13 protein-coding genes and 1 pseudogene are annotated in these 18278 nt (G+C 62.3%); 4 read left to right on the top strand and 10 right to left on the bottom strand.

Annotated elements, in window-relative coordinates; genetic code table 11:
• Window positions 1-246 precede the first annotated feature (246 nt).
• The 7 genes and pseudogenes from OEW28_RS14640 to OEW28_RS14670 form a co-directional block, all read right to left on the bottom strand.
• Window positions 247-1296: an ADP-ribosylglycohydrolase family protein gene (locus OEW28_RS14640; RefSeq protein ID WP_263735542.1), complete on the bottom strand. Its 1050-nt coding sequence runs from the start codon at window positions 1294-1296 to the stop codon at window positions 247-249.
• The gene (locus OEW28_RS14645; RefSeq protein ID WP_263735543.1) at window positions 1289-4063 is read right to left on the bottom strand and encodes a hypothetical protein; all 2775 of its coding nucleotides are present in this window, start codon (window positions 4061-4063) and stop codon (window positions 1289-1291) included. Before OEW28_RS14645 ends, OEW28_RS14640 begins: the two co-directional genes overlap by 8 nt.
• A 25-nt stretch (window positions 4064-4088) precedes the next feature.
• Window positions 4089-5444 (bottom strand): hypothetical protein, encoded by a 1356-nt coding sequence (locus tag OEW28_RS14650; protein WP_263735544.1) that lies wholly within the window; start codon window positions 5442-5444, stop codon window positions 4089-4091.
• A 308-nt stretch (window positions 5445-5752) separates the two neighbouring features.
• Window positions 5753-7026, bottom strand: a pseudogene (locus OEW28_RS14655) (IS3 family transposase); the annotation flags it as partial.
• Between the two features lie 584 nt (window positions 7027-7610).
• Window positions 7611-8873 carry a glycerate kinase type-2 family protein gene (locus OEW28_RS14660; protein WP_263735545.1) on the bottom strand — a complete coding sequence of 421 codons (1263 nt, stop codon included), beginning with the start codon at window positions 8871-8873 and terminating at the stop codon, window positions 7611-7613.
• 3 nt (window positions 8874-8876) lie between these two features.
• The gene (locus OEW28_RS14665) at window positions 8877-9854 is read right to left on the bottom strand and encodes an HpcH/HpaI aldolase/citrate lyase family protein (protein WP_263735770.1); all 978 of its coding nucleotides are present in this window, start codon (window positions 9852-9854) and stop codon (window positions 8877-8879) included.
• A 123-nt stretch (window positions 9855-9977) separates the two neighbouring features.
• Window positions 9978-10556, bottom strand: a complete 579-nt coding sequence (locus OEW28_RS14670; protein ID WP_263735546.1) for a response regulator transcription factor — start codon at window positions 10554-10556, stop codon at window positions 9978-9980.
• Window positions 10557-10849: 293 nt separating this feature from the next.
• Between OEW28_RS14670 and OEW28_RS14675 the strand changes: the two genes are divergently transcribed.
• The 4 genes from OEW28_RS14675 to OEW28_RS14690 are packed head-to-tail and all read left to right on the top strand — an operon-like array spanning window position 10850 to window position 15191.
• Window positions 10850-12097: an aminotransferase class V-fold PLP-dependent enzyme gene (locus OEW28_RS14675; protein ID WP_263735547.1), complete on the top strand. Its 1248-nt coding sequence runs from the start codon at window positions 10850-10852 to the stop codon at window positions 12095-12097.
• Between the two features lie 19 nt (window positions 12098-12116).
• Window positions 12117-13313: a malate--CoA ligase subunit beta gene (locus OEW28_RS14680; protein WP_263735548.1), complete on the top strand. Its 1197-nt coding sequence runs from the start codon at window positions 12117-12119 to the stop codon at window positions 13311-13313.
• Window positions 13313-14206 carry a succinate--CoA ligase subunit alpha gene (gene sucD / locus OEW28_RS14685; RefSeq protein ID WP_263735549.1) on the top strand — a complete coding sequence of 298 codons (894 nt, stop codon included), beginning with the start codon at window positions 13313-13315 and terminating at the stop codon, window positions 14204-14206. Before OEW28_RS14680 ends, sucD begins: the two co-directional genes overlap by 1 nt.
• 13 nt (window positions 14207-14219) lie before the next feature.
• A complete protein-coding gene (locus OEW28_RS14690) occupies window positions 14220-15191 on the top strand; it encodes a 2-hydroxyacid dehydrogenase (protein WP_263735550.1) in 972 nt (323 codons plus the stop codon).
• A gap of 160 nt (window positions 15192-15351) precedes the next feature.
• Here OEW28_RS14690 and OEW28_RS14695 read toward each other — a convergent pair whose 3' ends face one another.
• The 3 genes from OEW28_RS14695 to OEW28_RS14705 are packed head-to-tail and all read right to left on the bottom strand — an operon-like array spanning window position 15352 to window position 18267.
• A complete protein-coding gene (locus OEW28_RS14695; protein ID WP_263735771.1) occupies window positions 15352-16989 on the bottom strand; it encodes an acyl-CoA synthetase in 1638 nt (545 codons plus the stop codon).
• A 5-nt stretch (window positions 16990-16994) separates the two neighbouring features.
• Complete coding sequence (locus tag OEW28_RS14700; protein WP_263735551.1) at window positions 16995-17795, bottom strand: enoyl-CoA hydratase; 801 nt, start codon at window positions 17793-17795, stop codon at window positions 16995-16997.
• A 22-nt stretch (window positions 17796-17817) separates the two neighbouring features.
• Complete coding sequence (locus OEW28_RS14705) at window positions 17818-18267, bottom strand: OsmC family protein (protein WP_263735552.1); 450 nt, start codon at window positions 18265-18267, stop codon at window positions 17818-17820.
• Between the last annotated feature and the right edge of the window lie 11 nt (window positions 18268-18278).

Genomic DNA, 18278 nt, shown 5'->3' on the forward strand with positions numbered 1-18278 from the left:
CTTCGGGCCACGGAGCACCCACTGGGGCACCCGTTGGGGCGACGCAGACCACCGTTGGGACCCAAACACCCAAGCTTTCAATGTCGGCTACGAGTGCATCTGCAAAATCTGGACATCAGAGCCGGATCGATTCAATTCCGACCCAATCCACCAGATGCCCGGGCTGAACACCTGGTCAGCCCCCCGCCCATCCGCAAGCCAAGTTCTTTTGGCACGACCCGACTCACCCTCCCGTGTCATCGCCCATCAGAACGCGGTGGCGCTCATGGTGAGAAGCTTGGCGGACAAATCCTTGATGTCGTCGCCCATGGCAACGCAGTCCCGCCATTCGGTCGGGATCGACCGGAACCCATAGAGAGCACCGGCAAGCTGACCCGCCACCGCCGCAACGCCGGCGGCATCTCCGCCCAGGTTGGCCGCGCGCAAAACGGCCTCGTCAAACGTATCCGTCGTCCAGATCGCCCAAAGCGCGGCGTCCAGGGTGTCGATCACGTAGGCGCTCGAACGGACATCCTCGCGGGACTTTTCCTTGAATTCCCCGCCGTTTATTGCCAGCGAATTCGGCGCGAGTTGCATGACGCGAGGCCGCAGCGCCTTTGCCTTGTCGGCGCCGTTCAGCGCGTCGACAAGCTGGGCGGTGAACAATTCGCAAGCATCCAGACATTCGTGCGTCGCATGCGTTGCTCGCGACTGCTTGCTCGAAAGAAATCGCGCAATCTCTGCGTGCCGCGCCGCAAGGATCGCAAGCGGGGCGAGGCGAATGAGCGAACCGTTTCCGGCGCTGTCGGGGTCCTGAAGCCCGGCGGACGGCTCGTCGGTCTCGATGAAGCTCTCGATCGCGGTCCGGGTCGTGTCCCCTATGGCAACGCACTTGCCGTGTACGGTGTTCTCTCCCGCTGTGAGCCAAGCCTGAAGGCGCTGCATGAAGTCATACTGCTCGACGGTCCCGGTGGCGATCATCGTCCGAGCAAGGCATAGCGCCATCGCCATGCCATCGGTCCATTCACCTGCCGTGATGTCCAGCGGGCCACCTCCCGCCGGGCCTGTCACTTCGTCGAAGCCGTCGCGAGGGAGGTATTCGACGGCGGATCCTATGGCCTCTCCCACCGCGAGCCCGAGCAGGCATCCCTGTGCCCGGTCGAGCGCCTTCGCTTCGTTCAGTTCGGGCAGGTATTCATCTTCGGGCGCATCGGCTGCGAATGCAGGAAGCAAATGCCTGTTCCGCTCGAACTTGCCCTCGAGCGCTTCAGGATCGGCAGTGTCGTGCAGCTGCCAGGATCCAGTCGCATCAACCATTGCTGACTTCCTTCAATGTGGTCGTGACACGATCGCCGAACCCCTTCGGGTCGTAGATCAGCACCTTGGGCGCATTGGTCGTGCTATCGACGGGATCGACCCGATCTTTGACGACAAAAGAGGTATCGGCAGGGAACAGGACCTCGCCCCGACCAGCTCTCGGATTGAAATCATGCCCCTCAATCTGGGTCGCGCCTTCATGCGAATTCGCCGACAACGCGGCAACGTCGCGCCCCTTGTTGCCGTAGATCACGTGGGTAAAGATAGGAGACCCTGTAAGGCCGATGGCAGCGACACCACGGGCCCCGGTGCTCCAGAGAACCCCGCACACGAACTGCCGGCCACGGCCGTACCGTTTGTCCACAACCTCCTGGCTCCAGGCCGTCTCAATGCGAAACGTTGGCCTGGCGACTGCTGGATAGGGCGGCATTTTCGCAAGCGCCTCGTCACAGGTCTTGTTGAGAAAGGTCAGGCGAGCGTCTTCGGTCTTGTTTTCCACCGAGATCCCCCGGCGATTCAAGTTCATGGCCTTGTAATCCTTGCCGGTGTATCGGTTCACCGCGAGGGCCTCGGCGGGGGAAATACCGGCATGGCTGGAACCGCTAAGGGTCATCGTGGCATACATGCTACAAAAGCCGTTAGCCAACTCCTCGCCACCCAGGAACTCCAGCATTTTCACGCCGGTACCTGACTTGTCCGCAAGCGCGCTGCCCAGGGCATTGATCGCCATGTCGATCGCTCGCGTTTGCTCACTCGGCTTCGGAGAAAGCGACAGGACTCCGGATTTCCCGGGATCACCGACGAGTACGGGTTCTGCCATTCCCTTGGGCACGGAACCGATTTTCACCTGATTCAGCCTCTTCTTCAGGTCGTCGAGTGCTGTTTGCGCGGCCTTCTTCAATTCCGGCGTCGGCAGCTTGTCGATCTGTTTCTGGGTGCTCGCGACCCGATCGTCGGCCTTCTTGAGGCGCAACCCCAGTTCCGTGTCGATTTCGACCTTTCGTCGCTCGATCTCCGCCGCCTTTTCCCTAATCTGCTTAATCTTACTCACTGCGTCCTGCGCGGAAGAGAGCTGTGTCAGCGGGGTAAGCGTGTCGGCGAACTCGTCGCGCAGAAGTTGCTGTGCGTCGGGGCTCAGACCCTTGCCCAATTCGGCAAGCTTCTTGTCCATCTTGTCCTTTAGTGCGGCGAGTTCCTGGTCATATGACGCAACGTCTCTGGCGGCCTTTGCGACATCGATTGACCGAACACGTTCCTCCAATTCTGTCACCTTCGTCGTGAGATCTGGAAAGAAGTTGACTTGCGTGACCTGGTCAACTGGCACGGCGTCGTTTTCCAGCAACTTAAGGGACTTGCGCAACGCGTCCTTGGTGGGCCCGTCCGGCAGTTTCTCGACCTCTCTTGCTTTCTGGGCATGGGCCCCGAGAAACCGGCTCAATGCCGCCTGGTATGGTTTCGCAACGGAATCGTAACCGCCTATGTCGAAGCCATCCATTTGCTTGGCAAAAAGTTGGTTTGTCGAGGCGGCGGCGGTGACTTCAGCCATGGACTGCATCCCCGCCAAGGGCTTGGCTTGCTTAAGAAGCGACGAAAGGCTGCCCAGGATCTGGTCGCGAACGAGCGATTTCGGGAGGGCCTCCGCCTCCTTGCGTTTGGCAACGTAGGCCGCCTGCATCTTGTCGAACCACTCCTGGCATTCGTTCGCTTCGCGAATGCTTGCGTCGACACTCCCGGGGGCGTCCTTGTAGTCAGCTACTAGTTTCTCGATACCTTTCAGTGCTGTCGCAAGTTCGGAGGGTCCGGTGATCTGGCTCTGTGGTTGGATCTTGTTTAGGCAATCGACTATCTTCTGGCGTATCTCTTTCGCGAAGGGCAGATTGGGCAGTTTGCTGAGCTTCGCCGCGTCCACCTGAAGCTGTGTGCGCAGCTCTTTCTCGACTGTGGTGTAGCGTGTCACCATGTTCCCGATCTCGGCAAAATCGGTCTGGGCGACCTCGTCGCAAAGATCGCCAATACCCTGGCACTTGTTCACCAGGTCGAACAGGTCAGTGATGGGCGCATTCAGGGCCGCCTGGCGTGATTTGAACTCCGCAAGCCGCTTTGCCACGAACTTGGCCAGCTCCGGCGGTTTCACGGCATCGACCTTGCCTTCGGCGGCGGAGATTTCACTCGCCAACCTGCTCTTGAGGGAATCGAGTTGCGCGGCCAGGGCAAAATACCGATCTATGTCCCCTTCACCCAGTTCGACTTGAAGTCGCTTCAGTTCCGCCACGGCCCTGGGTACGCCGGCAACGTCGGTCGCCAGCACGATGTTGCCGCGCCAGCCCTTAATCCGATTGGTCAGCCCGGTCTTCACTGCGGCGAACGGCAGCTTGTCCACAAGGCCTTGCTTTTCATTGAGCGTCTGGTCAATGGCCTTTTTGAGTCGCTGCTGCTCCTGCGCAAGGGCAAGCCATGACGGGAAGGGCCCTTTGGCAGCCTTGACGTGAAGCTCCATTGCCTTCGCTAGCGTATTGAAGGCCTTGGCCTGATCCGCTTTTTTCGTGATCGTCGAGGCCGCGCTGAACTGGATGGAATACCATTGCCTGGCTTCGGCCAGCTGCGTGCTTGACACTCCCAGGCTGGCCAGCTTTGCGATCATACCGTCGATCACCTGGAGGTCTGCTGCCGCGTTCGACCGTGCGACCTTGCTGCTTTCGTCCAACTCCACCTTGCCGCCTGTCATCACCTTGACAAAACTGGCGACTGTAAACTTGTCCTTGCCCATCAGTTGCCCTCCCCGGGTTGGCTCTTCAGGTGGTCGCCTGTGATTTTTGCAGGATGCCCATCATCTGATCCAGCGGCGGATACAACGTGTCGCGGATAGCGACGTCGACATCCCACGGGTTGCCCTCGCATGCGTCCACCCGTTCATTGCCGTCGAGGAAGGTGCGTAAGGCAGAAATCGCCGCCAAGGCCTTTCCGCCGTGCTTCTTCATGCTGACGGCATCGCCCCGGCCAAGCATCTGGATGGCCCCCATCAGTTTCACCCGATGATCGCCGGTCAGAGCGTTGAGTCCGACCTCTGCGACGGTCTTGAGGGCGTCGGCGAACTCCGGATGCTCCTGCTCGGCGAGGATCGCCGCGCGAAGGGCGTTCAGCTGGCTATCGAGGCTGAGGTTAGCATCAAGCCAGGCATCCCGCGCCTGTTGCCAACCGTTCCCGGCCGCGCCAACTTCGCCGGGCTCGGCAGCCGGACCGTCAGCGGGCTCTGCTTCTTTCGAGGCAGAACCGGCGACACCGGAAATGGCATCGCGTATCTGCGCCAGTTTCGTGGCGGTGCTATTCACATCGCCGGCCTTTATGAGCGCTGCGGCGGCCGCGATCTCCTGCAGAAGGGACTGCCTGATGCCGGCGTCGTCGATCTGGTCGGCCCGCTCTTTCAGGGTGCGGAGCACCTGAACGAGTTTCTGCATCTGCCCGTCGGGACCCGGCGGTGGCGGTGGTGGTGGCGGAGCCGATGGCCCGGAAAGCTTTGCGAGGGCCGCCTCGATGGCGGCAACCCCACGCTCGGCCGCTTCCATATCCGCAGCCTTGATCAGGGTCACAACCTGGCCAATGGCGGACTCGAGCTTTTTTCGGGCTGCGTCCGGCAATTCGGCCAGCTTCGCTTTAGCCCTGGCCAGCCTTTGCACCAGGTCCTGAGCGCCGTACGGCGATGCGGCGTCGGCCTCGGGTTCGATCGAATTTGCCGCCGTGGCATCAGACCGAGCGCCATCCTCCTCGCCGTCGAAGTCCGGATCGTCGGGCAGGTCGTCTTCGATATCGGCGTCGAGGACGTTGCCGTCGCTATCCAGTATCTGGACGTTTAGAAGCACCTTGTTCGCCTTCAGGAAACGCTTCATCTTCTTTGCCAGTTGCGGCAACTCACGTTCGACCTGAAGCTTGAGCAACTTGCCTTCCAGCGTGGCTGTTCCGAAGGAGAACTTGTTTCCCTCGCCTTCGCTCCTCACCTCCTTTGCAAGGATCGGCGCCGGTTTCTTTCGGTGCAAAGCGAAGTAGCCATCCTCGTCCGACTTGGCTGGGTTGAACGCGAAATTGAGCGGCTGCCGACGCGCAATCTTGAGCAGTTTCTTGATTTCCGGACCTTCAACTCGGTGCTCGCCCAAGGGATTCTCCTACGAACAATCTTTCCAAAAAGTCAGACCAACTCGAACTCGCTCTGTCGGAACGGGATGCTTGTCGCCCATGCGACACCGATTTGTCGCCTTTCGTCAACCAGATGATGGCCGATTGGGATCCAATCGGCATTGTTGCAGAAGTCGTCGTTGAGACGAGCTTCGCCCTTTCCCCGGAACTTTAGGGGGACCCATTAATCGGGTTGAGGCCGCTCGGTCTGCATGATGTCCGTCGTCAGATGATTTGGAACAGGAGCGCCAGATCTCGAACGGAGGGCTCGGCTCGTTGAGGTTGCAGTTTAAGCTGCGGTCTGACGATGCAACAAGCGGCGTTTCGAGATGGTTCTGGCTTTGATCTCCTTTCGTCGTTCGAGGATGGTTTCGGCCTTGCCGAGGTAGACGTCCGCGGGGGTGAGGTTGCCCAGGCTCTCGTGATAGCGGTGGTGATTGTAGTGCTCGATGAAGGTCCCCACGGCTTCCTCAAGTGCCCCGGGCAGGTAATAGTTCTCGAGCAGGATGCGGTTCTTGAGGGTCTGGTGCCAGCGCTCGATCTTGCCCTGGGTTTGAGGATGCCGTGGAGCGCCACGGACGTGATCCATGCCCACGCCGGCAAGCCAGTCGGCCAACTCATCGGAGATGTAGCTGCTGCCATTGTCGCCGAGCAGCCTGGGCCGGTGAACGACGGTGGCTCGGTCGCAGCCCGAGGCGACCAGGGCATCCTCCAATGTGGCGGTCACGTCCGACGCCTTCATCGTCGCGCAGAGCCGCCAGGCGATGACGTAGCGGCCGTAGTCGTCGAGGATCGTCGAGAGATAGAACCAACCCCAGCCGACGACCTTCAGATAGGTGAAGTCGGTCTGCCAGAGTTGGTTCGGTCGAATTGTCTTCTCGTGGACCTCATCCGCAGCCTTGATGACGATGAAGGCCGGGCTGGTGATCAGGTCTTGCGCTTTCAGAACCCTGTAAACGCTGGCTTCCGAGACGAAGTAGCGCCGGGTGTCGGTGAACCGGACGGCAAGCTCCCGGGGCGACAGTTCTGGCTGCTCCAAGGCCAGATCGACGATCTGCTTGCGCACCTTGTCGGGGATCCGGTTCCAGACGCGGCCCGGATGCGACGGCCGGTCCTCGAGCCCGGCGGCGCCGAGCGACAGATAGCGGTCATACCAGCGATAAAAGGTCGTGCGCGGCACGCCGATCATGTCGAGGGTCCGCTTCGCCGGCAGATGCGACTGCTCCACCAACCGGATGATCTCGAGATTCTCAGTTGCGGGATACCTCATTCCTCGTCTCCCCCATCCCCGAGCATGCTTTTTTTGAGCAGGTGGTTCTCCAGGGTGAGATCGGCCACCACCTCCTTCAGCGCGGCGGCCTCCTGCCGCAGATCCTTGACCTCGGGGCTGCGATCGTCGGGAAAACGATCCCCCGGACCGTTCCCTGATCCTCCTCACACCTGCCGCGCCGTGTTGCCCGCAAGCCGCTTCTTGCCGGCTTCCAGGAACTCCTTCGACCAGCTGTGATAGAGGCTCGTTGCGATCCCCTCGCGCAGGCAGAGCTCAGCGATGCTGTCCTCGCCGCCGACGGCCACAGGGTTCGCATTGATCTACGCCCGCAAATACCGGCCGAGGGCCATCTCAAGCTGGCGCTCCTCGTTAATCGCTCGGGCTCGACTTCAAGGGAGGCGGCAATGGCACGGACACGGTGCTGTCCGCGATGCGACGAGGTTTGGTTTTCGCCTTTCTGAGGCGAAAGAGAACGATCATGTGGCCGTTTGGCAATTCAGTGATGATTGCCAACGCCTTGGAACAGGGTGCGATTCCGGTACTAGAAGGCTTCGAGAGGTAAGACTCGTAGACTGTACGTAGTGGCCACGGAAAGAGGGACGGCAGACTATTCGAAGACTGTCTCCTTGTAACATTTACGAGGAGTGCTTCGGTTCACTGAACCTGGCTGAACCGGAAAGCCTTGGACAAACCGGAAACAGGGCCTTTATAAAAAGCGCTCTGTTGACGAAGAATCAATGGCTTGGACGCCGACTGCCTTCTTTGCACCGAGGATGTCGGGAGTTCGAGTCTCTCACGACCCACCAGAATCTGACAGGTAGCCAGGTTATCGCGGATCGCCCGCCCCGAGGGGCACGGCGGACGCAACGGACAGCTGTCAGGCGCGCGTCCCAATAATCAGGATCTGAACATCGGCGACATTCGTACCCGTCGCTCCGGTGATCAGCAGATCGCCCGAGGCGGCGAGGGCTGCGTTGCTGTCATTGTTCGCCAGCAGCGCCTCAGCGTCTGCTCCGGCGTTGCGTATCCGCGTCACCGTTCCGGCATCGACAATGCCCCCCGCAGCCTCGGTGGGGCCGTCCCGACCATCGGTTCCCGCCGACAGGAACACCCAGTCACGCCCGATGTCGGGCATTGTCATTGCGACACGAAGCGCAAGTTCCTGATTTCGGCCGCCGCGACCGGAACCCTTGAGAGTCACAGCGGTTTCTCCGCCAAATATCAGACACTTGCGACCAGTGTCTTCAGTGCTCTTGGCCGCCGAAACAATGCGCGCAGCCGCCGCTGCAACGTCACCTGTCAGGCTGTCGCTGACGATCTCGCCATGCAGGTCTGATGATGACTCGGCCACCGCCTCGAGGCTGATCCGGTTCGAACCGATCAAATGGTTACGCGCGGACGGCACCTGCGGTGCCGGTGTCTCTGGGGCCACAAGATGGGTCTGCACGGACACTGGCAGGCGGTCCCACAATCCGCGGCGGCGCAGAAGGTCCCGTGCCTCATCCCGGCTTCCTACAGGCGCCACGGTAGGGCCAGACGCGATGACCCGAAGGTCGTCGCCGATCACGTCCGACAGGATGTAGGCGGTGACCGGGGCCGGTTCCGCGTATCGCAGCATTCCGCCACCTTTCAGGCGTGAAAGATGCTGGCGCACAAGGTTCACGTCTCCGATCTCGAAGCCGTTGGCCAAGAGGATGCGGTTCACCTCGGCCTTGTGGCACAGGCTGATGCCTTCGACCGGTGCAGGCAGGAGCGCGGAGCCCCCGCCCGAGATCAGTGCGATCACGCTGTCCTGCTCCGTCGCCTCCGATAGCCTGCGGATCACCTCGTCGGCGCCGTGCCTGCCGTTTTCATCGGGAACGGGATGGCCGGCGGCGATCACAGTCGCATTGGCAACATCCCGGGCGTTCTCGTAGTTGGTAACGACCAGGGCCGTCGCCGGAGCGCCGCCTAGCCGCGCCAAAAGGCGCTCTGCCATCGGAGCCGCGGCTTTCCCAATCGATACAACAACATACCGGCCGTTCTTGCCGGGCTTTTCAGGTGGGCTGCGCAGCAAGGCCTTTTCAAGTGCGCGGGCCGGATCGGCCGCCGTGCAGGCGACCGAAAAAAGCGCCCTCGCCCTGTCGCGCAACCCGTCCATCAGTTACGCTCCGGCAATCTGGCGCGCTTTCTGCACCAGCACTTCCGCCTGACGGATCGACGCGTAGTCGATCAGCCGGCCGTCCAGAGACACCGCACCCTTGCCGGCAGCGGCGGCCTCCTCCATCGCTTTCAGAATGCGTTGCGCCTTGGTCACCTCTGCCTCGGACGGGCTCATGACGTCGTTTGCAAGCGCGATCTGGCTTGGGTGGATGGCCCACTTGCCTTCGCAACCCAGAACCGCCGCGCGCTTGGCCGCCGCACGGTAGCCATCTGGGTCGGAAAAGTCGCCGAATGGCCCGTCGATCGGGCGCAGCCCGTTGGCGCGCGCCGCGACCACCATCCGGGCCAGTGCATAGTGCCACATGTCGCCCCAGTGGACCGCGCGGGTGCCATCCGCCAGGGGGTCGGTCAGAACCGAATAGTCGGGGTTGACGCCCCCGATGATCGTGGTGCGGGCGCGGGTCGAAGCCGCGTAGTCGGCTACGCCGAAGTGCAGGCTTTCGTTCCGTTTCGAGGCCGCGGCGATCTCCGAGACGTTCTGCATGCCAAGCGCGGTTTCGATGATGTGCTCGAATCCGATCCGCTTCTTGTAGCCCTTGGCGTCCTCGATCTGCGTAACCAGCATGTCCACGGCGTAGACGTCAGCGGCGGTTCCGACCTTCGGAATCATGATCAGGTCCAAGCGCTCGCCGGCCTGTTCCACGACGTCGACGACATCGCGGTACATGTAGTGCGTGTCCAGTCCGTTGATTCGAACCGACATGGTTTTGCGGCCCCAGTCGATCTCGTTCAGTGCCTTGATGATGTTCTTGCGGGCCTGCGCCTTGTCGTCCGGAGCGACCGCGTCCTCAAGGTCGAGGAAGATCACATCGGCCTCGGATTGCGCTGCTTTTTCAAACATTTGTGGCGCACTTCCGGGAACGGCCAGTTCGCTGCGGTTCAGCCGGGCAGGGGCCTGCTCGATCACGTGAAAGCTCATGGGCGGGTCCTTGGATGGATTGGCTTCGGTAACGGGCGCCATTCAAGGAGGAAACTATCCTTCCATGTCAAGAAATTTTATTGCGCGGATGGGTGTCGCAAAGAAACTTTATAATGTCGTTTTTCAGCTTCGTTTCTGGCGCTCACCGGGCAGCCGCGACGCGTAGTAGAACGCGATCGCCTGCGCCCGGCTGGCAACGCCAAGCTTCGCGAAAAGGTTCGACAGGTGGAACTTCACGGTGTTGGCCGAGATCCCGAAATCGCGGGCCAGATCCTTGTTCGTCAGCCCCTGCGACAGCGATTCCAGCAGCGCGCGCTCCTTGCGCGTCAGGCTGAGAATCGGGTCAGACTGCAGGGCTCGAATGTCGAGGAACGGGAAGACCATCTGGCCTTGCGCGACCGACAGGCAGGTGCGCAGCAAATCGTCCACCGGTGCGCTTCGGGCGGCGAAACCCGCCGCGCCCGCCAGCATGGCAAGCCTGGGGAGTTCGCCTTTCGGGTCGTCGCCGTAAACGACCAGACGGGGGGGGCTTGGTTGCTCGCGCAGGACCTCGCACAGTTTCTGGCCGCCCAGGGCGGGCAGATTCCAGTCGATCACGCCGACCGTGACGGGAACACGCATCACCATGCCCAGAAAGCCCTCGGCCGTGGACGAAGTCGCCACGAGTGAGAATCGGGGGTCGCGGTCAAATATCTCCGACATCGCCGACAGAACCAGCGGATTGCTGTCGGCAAGGGCGATAGTGACCGGCGGTGCTGTTTCATCAACTTGTTGCAATTGTTTGCCTTTTCGCCAAAACCTACCCGTTAGGATAGGAGGTATAACGGTATACCGATGCATTCCAATCCAAATGGGTAGTATTTTCACCACCCAATCAGATACCCAAAAGCAGGATTAATGCAGGTTGTGACGTTGCGGCAAGCCTGAATATCTCTTGGGCAAGGATGGGCCGACGCGTTTCGGCGCAACGCCCCAAGGCAGAAGTGAGACCCGGCATGAACGTTTCGAAGATTTTCCCGCAGCTTGAGATTCCGGAGACCCTGGCCGCTGGCCCTGGGCCTGGCAACACCGATCCCCGTGTCCTTGGCGCCTTCACCCGTGCCGGACTGGCCGATCACATGCAGGCCGACGTGCTTCGTGGCATGGTCGAGTGCAAGCACATGCTGCGCGACATCTGGGGCACGCGGAACGTTTACACCTTCGGCGTTGGCGGAACCGGCTTTTCGGGTCTGGACTGCATGCTGGGCGCGATCCTGCCGGGCGATACTGTCGTTGCCTTCGTCAACGGGACTTTTTCAGGCATAGACGGGCTGACGATCCGCATAAAGGCCGCGACCCGCGAGGAACTGCGCGCCAATGCGCTTGATCCGAAGCCGGCATCGGTGACCATCGTGACCGTGCCCCACGGACAATCGGTCACCGGCGAAATCGTCGAGCAGGCGCTGGCCCAGCACAAACCGAAGTGGGCCTTCATGGCGCATTGGGAAACGGGCTCGGGCCGGATCAATGACGTGAAGGGCTTTTCGGACGCATGCGAACGCCATGGCGCCATGGGTCTGGTCGACGCGGTCTCATCGCTGGGCATCGAGGACTTCTCGATCGACGATTATCCCGGTGTTGTCGGCTGGGCCTCCTGCCCGCAGAAGGGCGTGCTGTGCCTGCCGCTTACCTACGCGCCGGTTAGCTTCAGTGACCGCTACATCGCCGAAGTGCGTGCGAACGGCTGCCATTCCTACGTCCACAACCCCATTCTCGAGGCCCGTCACTGGGGCATCGTCGATGGCAAGGACGTGGCTGCAGGCGTCTACCACCGCACCCATTCGGGCTATGCCGTCGCGGCCTTCCACGAGGCGCTGCGCCTGACGCTGGAACAAGGGCGCGCGCAGAAGGCCCGCGACTACGGCTGGCATGAGGCTGCGCTGCGCGACGCGGTGACGGCGATGGGCTGTCAGGTCACGTCGAACATGACCAGCCTTGTCGTGCTGAACCTGCCCGAGGCGCTGGCCGGGCGTGAAAAGGAACTTGTCCAGAACTGCCGCGCCCGCGGTTTCGGCATCTGGCCGACGCTTTCGGAACCCGTGCAGGTGCGCATCGGGATCCTGAACCAGCTGTCCGAGAGCGCGGTGCGCACGATTGCGACGCGCTTTGCCGAGGCCATGAACGAGATCGGCGCGAATGTCGATCTGGATGCGATCAGCGCGCGCCTGCAGCAGCATTACCAGACCCGCGACGCGGCAGAATAACCGGGGGGAGGAAACCCAGATGGATATCCATGAATACCAGGCCAAGGAGATACTGGCGCGGTTCGGCGTAGCCGTTCCGCAAGGCGCCCTGGCCTACAGCCCCGAACAGGCTGCCTATCGGGCGCGCGAACTTGGGGGCGACCGCTGGATCGTCAAGGCCCAGGTCCATGCAGGCGGCCGCGGCAAGGCGGGTGGCGTCAAGCTTTGCGAAAGCGAACACGAAATACTCGACTCTGCATCCGACATGTTCGGCCAGAAGCTGGTCACGCACCAGACCGGGCCGGAAGGCAAAGGCGTCTACCGCGTCTATGTCGAGGGCGCCGTGGCGTTCAACCGTGAAATCTACCTCGGCTTCGTGCTGGACCGCACGTCGCAGCGGGTGATGATCGTCGCCTCCTCCCAAGGCGGGATGGAGATCGAAGAAATCTCGGCTCAACGGCCCGAGTCGATCGTGCGCTCAACGGTGGAACCCGCTGTCGGACTTCAGGATTTCCAGGCGCGCGAGATCGCGTTCGCCCTTGGCATCCCGGCGAAGCTGATGCAGCAGATGACCCGCACGCTTCAGGGCTGCTACCGGGCGTTCACCGAGCTTGACGCGACCATGGTCGAAATCAACCCGCTGGTGATCACCGCCGACGATCGGGTGCTGGCGCTGGACGCCAAGATGACCTTTGACGGCAACGCGGTGTTCCGCCATCCCCACATCGCCGAACTGCGCGACAAGAGCCAGGAAGACCCGCGGGAATCGCGCGCTGCTGACCGAGGTCTGAACTACATCGGCCTGACGGGCAACATCGGCTGCATCGTCAACGGTGCGGGTCTGGCCATGGCGACGATGGATACGATCAAGCTTGCCGGCGGCGAGCCTGCGAACTTCCTCGACATTGGCGGCGGGGCGACGCCCGAACGGGTAGCCAAGGCGTTCCGGCTGGTGATGTCGGACGACAACGTGCAGGCGATCCTGGTCAACATCTTCGCCGGCATCAACCGCTGCGACTGGGTCGCCGAGGGCGTGGTGCAGGCGTTGAAGGCCAATCCGGTGGACGTGCCGGTGATCGTCCGTCTTGCCGGAACCAATGTCGAAGAGGGTCAGAAGATCCTTGCAAAGTCGGGCCTGCCGATCATCCGCGCGAATTCGCTGATCGAGGCTGCCGAACGCGCGGTGACCGCATGGAAGAACGATGTTGCGCAAAACACGAAGATGAGGGCCGTCTGATGAGCATTCTTCTTGACCGCGAAAGCCGGGTGATCGTCCAGGGCATCACCGGGCGCATGGCGCAGTTCCATACCAAGGAAATGCTGGGCTACGGCACCAACGTCGTGGGTGGCGTGGTTCCGGGCAAGGGCGGGGAAAAGGTGCACGGCGTGCCCGTTTTCGACACCGTCAAGGAAGCGGTCGCCGCGACCGGGGCGAACGCGAGCCTTGTGTTCGTGCCGCCTCCGTTCGCCGCCGACTCGATCATGGAAGCGGCCGACGGTGGCATCCGCTACTGCGTGTGCATCACCGACGGCATCCCGGCGCAGGACATGATCCGCGTCAAGCGCTACATGATGCGCTATCCGCGTGAACGCCGCATGGTGCTGACGGGCCCCAACTGTGCGGGCACCATCAGCCCGGGCAAGGCGCTTCTGGGAATCATGCCGGGTCACATCTACCTGCCCGGCAACGTCGGCATCGTCGGGCGTTCGGGCACGCTGGGCTACGAGGCCGCGCAGCAGCTGAAGGATCGCGGGATCGGCGTTTCGACCTCGGTCGGCATCGGCGGCGACCCGATCAATGGTTCGTCCTTCCGCGACATCCTGGAACGGTTCGAAGCCGACCCGGAAACGCATGTGATCTGCATGATCGGCGAGATCGGGGGTCCGCAGGAAGCCGAGGCGGCGGAGTACATCCAGAACCACATGACCAAGCCCGTCATCGCCTACATCGCCGGTCTTACGGCGCCGAAGGGCCGCACCATGGGCCACGCGGGCGCGATCATCTCGGCCTTCGGGGAAAGCGCCTCGGAAAAGGTCGAGATCCTGTCGGCGGCGGGCGTGACTGTGGCCGAAAACCCTTCGGACATCGGGGAAACGGTGGCGCGCGTCATGCGCAAGGCAGCGGCGTAGGGGGGAAGGCCAGATGGCAAAGCCCAAAGTTCTTGTCACCCGGCGCTGGCCGGCGGCGGTCGAAGCGAAGATGGCAGAGGTCTTCGACCTTAGCATCAATCGCGACGACCGGCCGCTTACCGCCTCGGACATCCGGGGTGCGCTTGGCGACTACGATGCTGTCCTTCCCACGGTCACCGACCGGCTGCCTGCGCAGGTCTTCGACCTGCCGCAGACGCGGACGAGGATCCTGGCGAACTACGGCGTGGGCTTCAGCCACATCGACACGGAGGCGGCGAAATCCCGTGGGATCGCCGTGACGAACACGCCCGACGTGCTTAGCGAATGCACCGCCGATATCGCCATGACCCTGATGCTGATGGTGGCGCGCAGGGCGGGCGAGGGCGAGCGCGAACTGCGAGACGGTCGCTGGACCGGCTGGCGCCCGACGCACCTGGTCGGCACCAAGGTCTCGGGCGCGACGCTGGGCATCATCGGGTTCGGACGCATCGGGCAGGCGATGGCGCAGCGGGCGCATCACGGTTTCGGCATGAAGATCCTGGTGCAGAACCGGTCCGCCATCGCGCCGGAGGTGCTTGCGCGCTACAACGCGGAACAGGTCGCCTCGGTCGAGGATCTGCTTCCGCGCTGCGATTTCGTGTCGCTTCACTGCCCGGGCGGTGCGGCCAACCGGCATCTGATCAACGCCCGCCGGCTGGACCTGATGAAGCCGGACGCGTTCCTGATCAACACTGCCAGAGGCGAGGTCGTCGACGAACACGCACTGGCCCAGGCGCTGTGGTTCGGCACCATCGGCGGCGCCGGTCTTGACGTCTTTGAACGCGAACCCGTGGTACCTGATGCGCTGCTCGGCGCCGACAACCTCGTCCTGCTGCCGCATTTGGGATCGGCCACGCGCCAAACGCGTGAGGACATGGGATTTCGTGTGTTGGCGAACCTGACCGATTTCTTCGACGGAAAGACCCCAAGGGACCGCGTCGCCTGATCGCGGGGCGGGGCGCCCGCGCGTTCCGACCGCAACGCCCGCCTTTCCCTTACTTCGGCATGCCTGGCCCCCAAGCATGCCTTTTTTCATCTCTGTGCCACCTGTCGCCCGCGACCCCGAACATGAAGGCCGGGGTCCACGGGTCCAGGATACGCAAGGGTCAAGCCGGGGCGGCCTCCCGCGCCTGTTCGCGCAGGACGAATTTCTGGATCTTCCCGGTCGAGGTGCGAGGGATGGCCGTGAAGACGAACTTGCCCGGAACCTTGTAAGGGGCAAGATGGTCGCGGCACCAGGCGCGAAGTTCGTCCGCGTCCACTTGCTTGCCGTTTACAAGCTCGACGAATGCGCAGGGCGTTTCGCCCCATTTTTCATGGGGCATCGCGACGACGGCGGCGACAGCCACGGCCGGATGGCGATAGAGCGCTTCCTCGACCTCGATCGAGGAAATGTTCTCACCGCCCGAGATGATGATGTCCTTGGACCTGTCCTTCAACTGGACATACCCGTCGGGGTGCATCACGCCCAGATCGCCAGAGTGGAACCAACCGCCATCAAACGCGTCCCGTGTCGCCTTGGGATTGCGGAAGTAGCCCTTCATCACGACGTTGCCGCGGAACATGACCTCTCCCATCGTCTTGCCGTCGCGAGGCACGGGCTGCATCGTTTCGGGATCCAGAACGTCAAGCTGCTCCAGCGCCAGATAGCGGACGCCCTGACGGGCCTTGAGCGTGGCCTGCTTGGCCGGGGGAAGGTCGGACCAGGCTTGATGCCAGTCGTTGACGACCGCCGGACCGTAAGTTTCCGTCAGCCCGTACAGGTGCGTCACGTCGAAGCCCGCGCTTTTCATGTCGGCCAGCAGGCTTTCCGGAGGCGGCGCGGCGGCGGTGAAGAATTGCACGGTGTGATCCAGATTGCGCTTGATGGCATCGGGTGCCGAGATCATCAGCGACATCACGATAGGGGCGCCGCACAGGTGGGTCACGCCTTCATCCGCCAGCGCGTTCCAGATCGGTTCGGCCCGCACCTGCCGCAGGCAGACATGGGTTCCGATGATGGCCGACATGGTCCAGGGGAAGCACCAGCCGTTGCAGTGAAACATCGGCAGGGTCCACAAGTAGACCGCGTGCTTTTGCATGGACGTCGTCAGAGCGTTGCCCTGGGCCAGAAGATATGCGCCCCGGTGGTGCGAAACCACGCCTTTCGGGTCGCCGGTCGTCCCGGAAGTGTAGTTGATCGAGATTGCATCCCATTCATCCTCTGGCATCAGCCAGGCGAAGTCGGGGTTGCCGCGGGTCAGGAATACCTCGTAGTCGGCGGCTTCGTAATGCGTTGGAGCTCCGTCGAATTCGGGATCGTCATACTGGATCAGGACGGGCTTGACCGTCGCAAGGGCCAGCGCCTCCTGCATCAGCGGCATGAACTCCCGGTCCACGATCACGATTTTCGACAGCGCGTGGTCTAGCTGAAAGGCGATGATCGCCGCGTCCAGCCTCGTGTTGATCGAATGCAGGACCGCACCGCACATCGGCACGCCATAATGGCATTCCAGCATCGCTGGCGTGTTGGGCAAGAGCACCGAAACCGTGTCGCCACGTCCTATCCCATTCTTGGCCAAGGCCGAGGCAAGGCGCCGCGACCGGGAATAGAACTCGGCATAGCTGCGGCGAAGCGCGCCATGCACGATCGCTGTATGTTCCGGAAAAACGCAGGCGGCGCGTTCAAGAAAGGTCAGTGGCGTCAGCGGCTGATAGTTGGCCGGATTACGGTCCAGATCTGTGTTGTAGGGGTTCTGCACGATTGACCTCACTGATCCTGCCACTGGGGCGCGCGTTTTTCGATAAAGGCGCCGATGCCTTCCTCGGCATCGCGGGCCAGCATGTTTTCGACCATGACGTTCGATGCGTAATCGTAGGCATCGGCCAAGCCCATTTCGCGCTGAGCGTAGAAGGCGCGCTTCCCGGTCGCGAGCGTCATGCTGGACTTGGACGCGATCTTGCGCGCCATTTCCAGCGTCGCTTCCCGCAGCGCTTCGGCTGGGACAACGCGGTTGACCAGCCCGATTTCGGCCGCGCGGGCCGCCGGGGTCATGTCGCCAGTCAGAAGCATCTCCATCGCGTGCTTGTTGCTGACGTTGCGTGAAAGCGCCACCATCGGGGTGGAGCAGAACAGCCCGATGTGGACCCCGGGCGTGCTGAACTGCGCGCTGTCCGCCGCGACCGCCAGATCGCAGCTTGCGACCAGCTGGCAGCCGGCTGCCGTCGCGATTCCCGTGACCTCTGCGATCACGGGTTTCGGGCAGTTCACGATCGCCTGCATGACGCCCGAGCACATCGACATGACCTTGGTAAAGTAGGCCCGGCCGCGATCGGGCGCAGCGCGCCCAGCGGTCATTTCCTTCAGGTCGTGACCCGCGCAGAACGCAGGCCCCTCGGCCGCCAGGATGATGACGCGCACGGAAGGGTTCGCCCCAGCCTCGGCGAAGGCTGCGCCCAGTTCCGACAGCATCGCTTCGGAAAGGGCGTTGCGGCGCAGGACATCGTTCAGGGTCAGGCGCAGAATGCCGTCGCCATCCAGATCACGAAGCAGTATGTCGCTGTGTTGCATGGGGCTCCTCCCTTGGCGGGGCCTAAAGGATGTTGATCTCGACGCTGTCGGCCAGCGTGTTGGCGATGAAGCAGTAGCGGTGCGCGCGGTCCTGCATCTCTTCCAACGTCTTGTCGTCGATCGAAAAGCCGGTGTCGAAGCGCACCACAGGGTGCAAGTCGATGCGCGTCACCGACATCTGACCCTTGGGGTTCTTGCCAAGATGGGCCACGGCGTGATCGTGGTAGCTGGCAACCGGCCAGTTCGCCTTTGCCGCCAGCGCCAGAAAGGTCATCATGTGGCAGCTGGAGAGGGCCGAGGCCAGGGCCTGTTCCGGATTGGTGTTTTCCTTTTTGCCGCCCCAGTCAGGGGCGGCATCGGCTTGCACTTCGTAGTTGTTGTTGTAGCGCACGACATGCTCGGCAGAATACTTGCCGGGCTCAAAGCCGGGCTCGGCGCGGTGCCAGTGCAGTTCGATCGAAAGGTCGGACATGGCTGGAGGTT

The sequence above is a fragment of the Albidovulum marisflavi genome (assembly GCF_025751435.1).
Taxonomy (GTDB): domain Bacteria; phylum Pseudomonadota; class Alphaproteobacteria; order Rhodobacterales; family Rhodobacteraceae; genus Albidovulum; species Albidovulum marisflavi.

What these genes read in the sequence shown, in the direction of transcription:
- OEW28_RS14660 (WP_263735545.1), bottom strand. Translation starts at nt 8,873, where the DNA reads ATGGACGGGTTGCGCGACAGGGCGAGGGCGCTTTTTTCGGTCGCCTGC.
- OEW28_RS14700 (WP_263735551.1), bottom strand. Translation starts at nt 17,795, where the DNA reads ATGCAACACAGCGACATACTGCTTCGTGATCTGGATGGCGACGGCATT.
- OEW28_RS14675 (WP_263735547.1), top strand. Translation starts at nt 10,850, where the DNA reads ATGAACGTTTCGAAGATTTTCCCGCAGCTTGAGATTCCGGAGACCCTG.
- OEW28_RS14680 (WP_263735548.1), top strand. Translation starts at nt 12,117, where the DNA reads ATGGATATCCATGAATACCAGGCCAAGGAGATACTGGCGCGGTTCGGC.
- OEW28_RS14705 (WP_263735552.1), bottom strand. Translation starts at nt 18,267, where the DNA reads ATGTCCGACCTTTCGATCGAACTGCACTGGCACCGCGCCGAGCCCGGC.
- OEW28_RS14640 (WP_263735542.1), bottom strand. Translation starts at nt 1,296, where the DNA reads ATGGTTGATGCGACTGGATCCTGGCAGCTGCACGACACTGCCGATCCT.
- OEW28_RS14690 (WP_263735550.1), top strand. Translation starts at nt 14,220, where the DNA reads ATGGCAAAGCCCAAAGTTCTTGTCACCCGGCGCTGGCCGGCGGCGGTC.
- OEW28_RS14645 (WP_263735543.1), bottom strand. Translation starts at nt 4,063, where the DNA reads ATGGGCAAGGACAAGTTTACAGTCGCCAGTTTTGTCAAGGTGATGACA.
- OEW28_RS14670 (WP_263735546.1), bottom strand. Translation starts at nt 10,556, where the DNA reads ATGTCGGAGATATTTGACCGCGACCCCCGATTCTCACTCGTGGCGACT.
- sucD (WP_263735549.1), top strand. Translation starts at nt 13,313, where the DNA reads ATGAGCATTCTTCTTGACCGCGAAAGCCGGGTGATCGTCCAGGGCATC.
- OEW28_RS14665 (WP_263735770.1), bottom strand. Translation starts at nt 9,854, where the DNA reads ATGAGCTTTCACGTGATCGAGCAGGCCCCTGCCCGGCTGAACCGCAGC.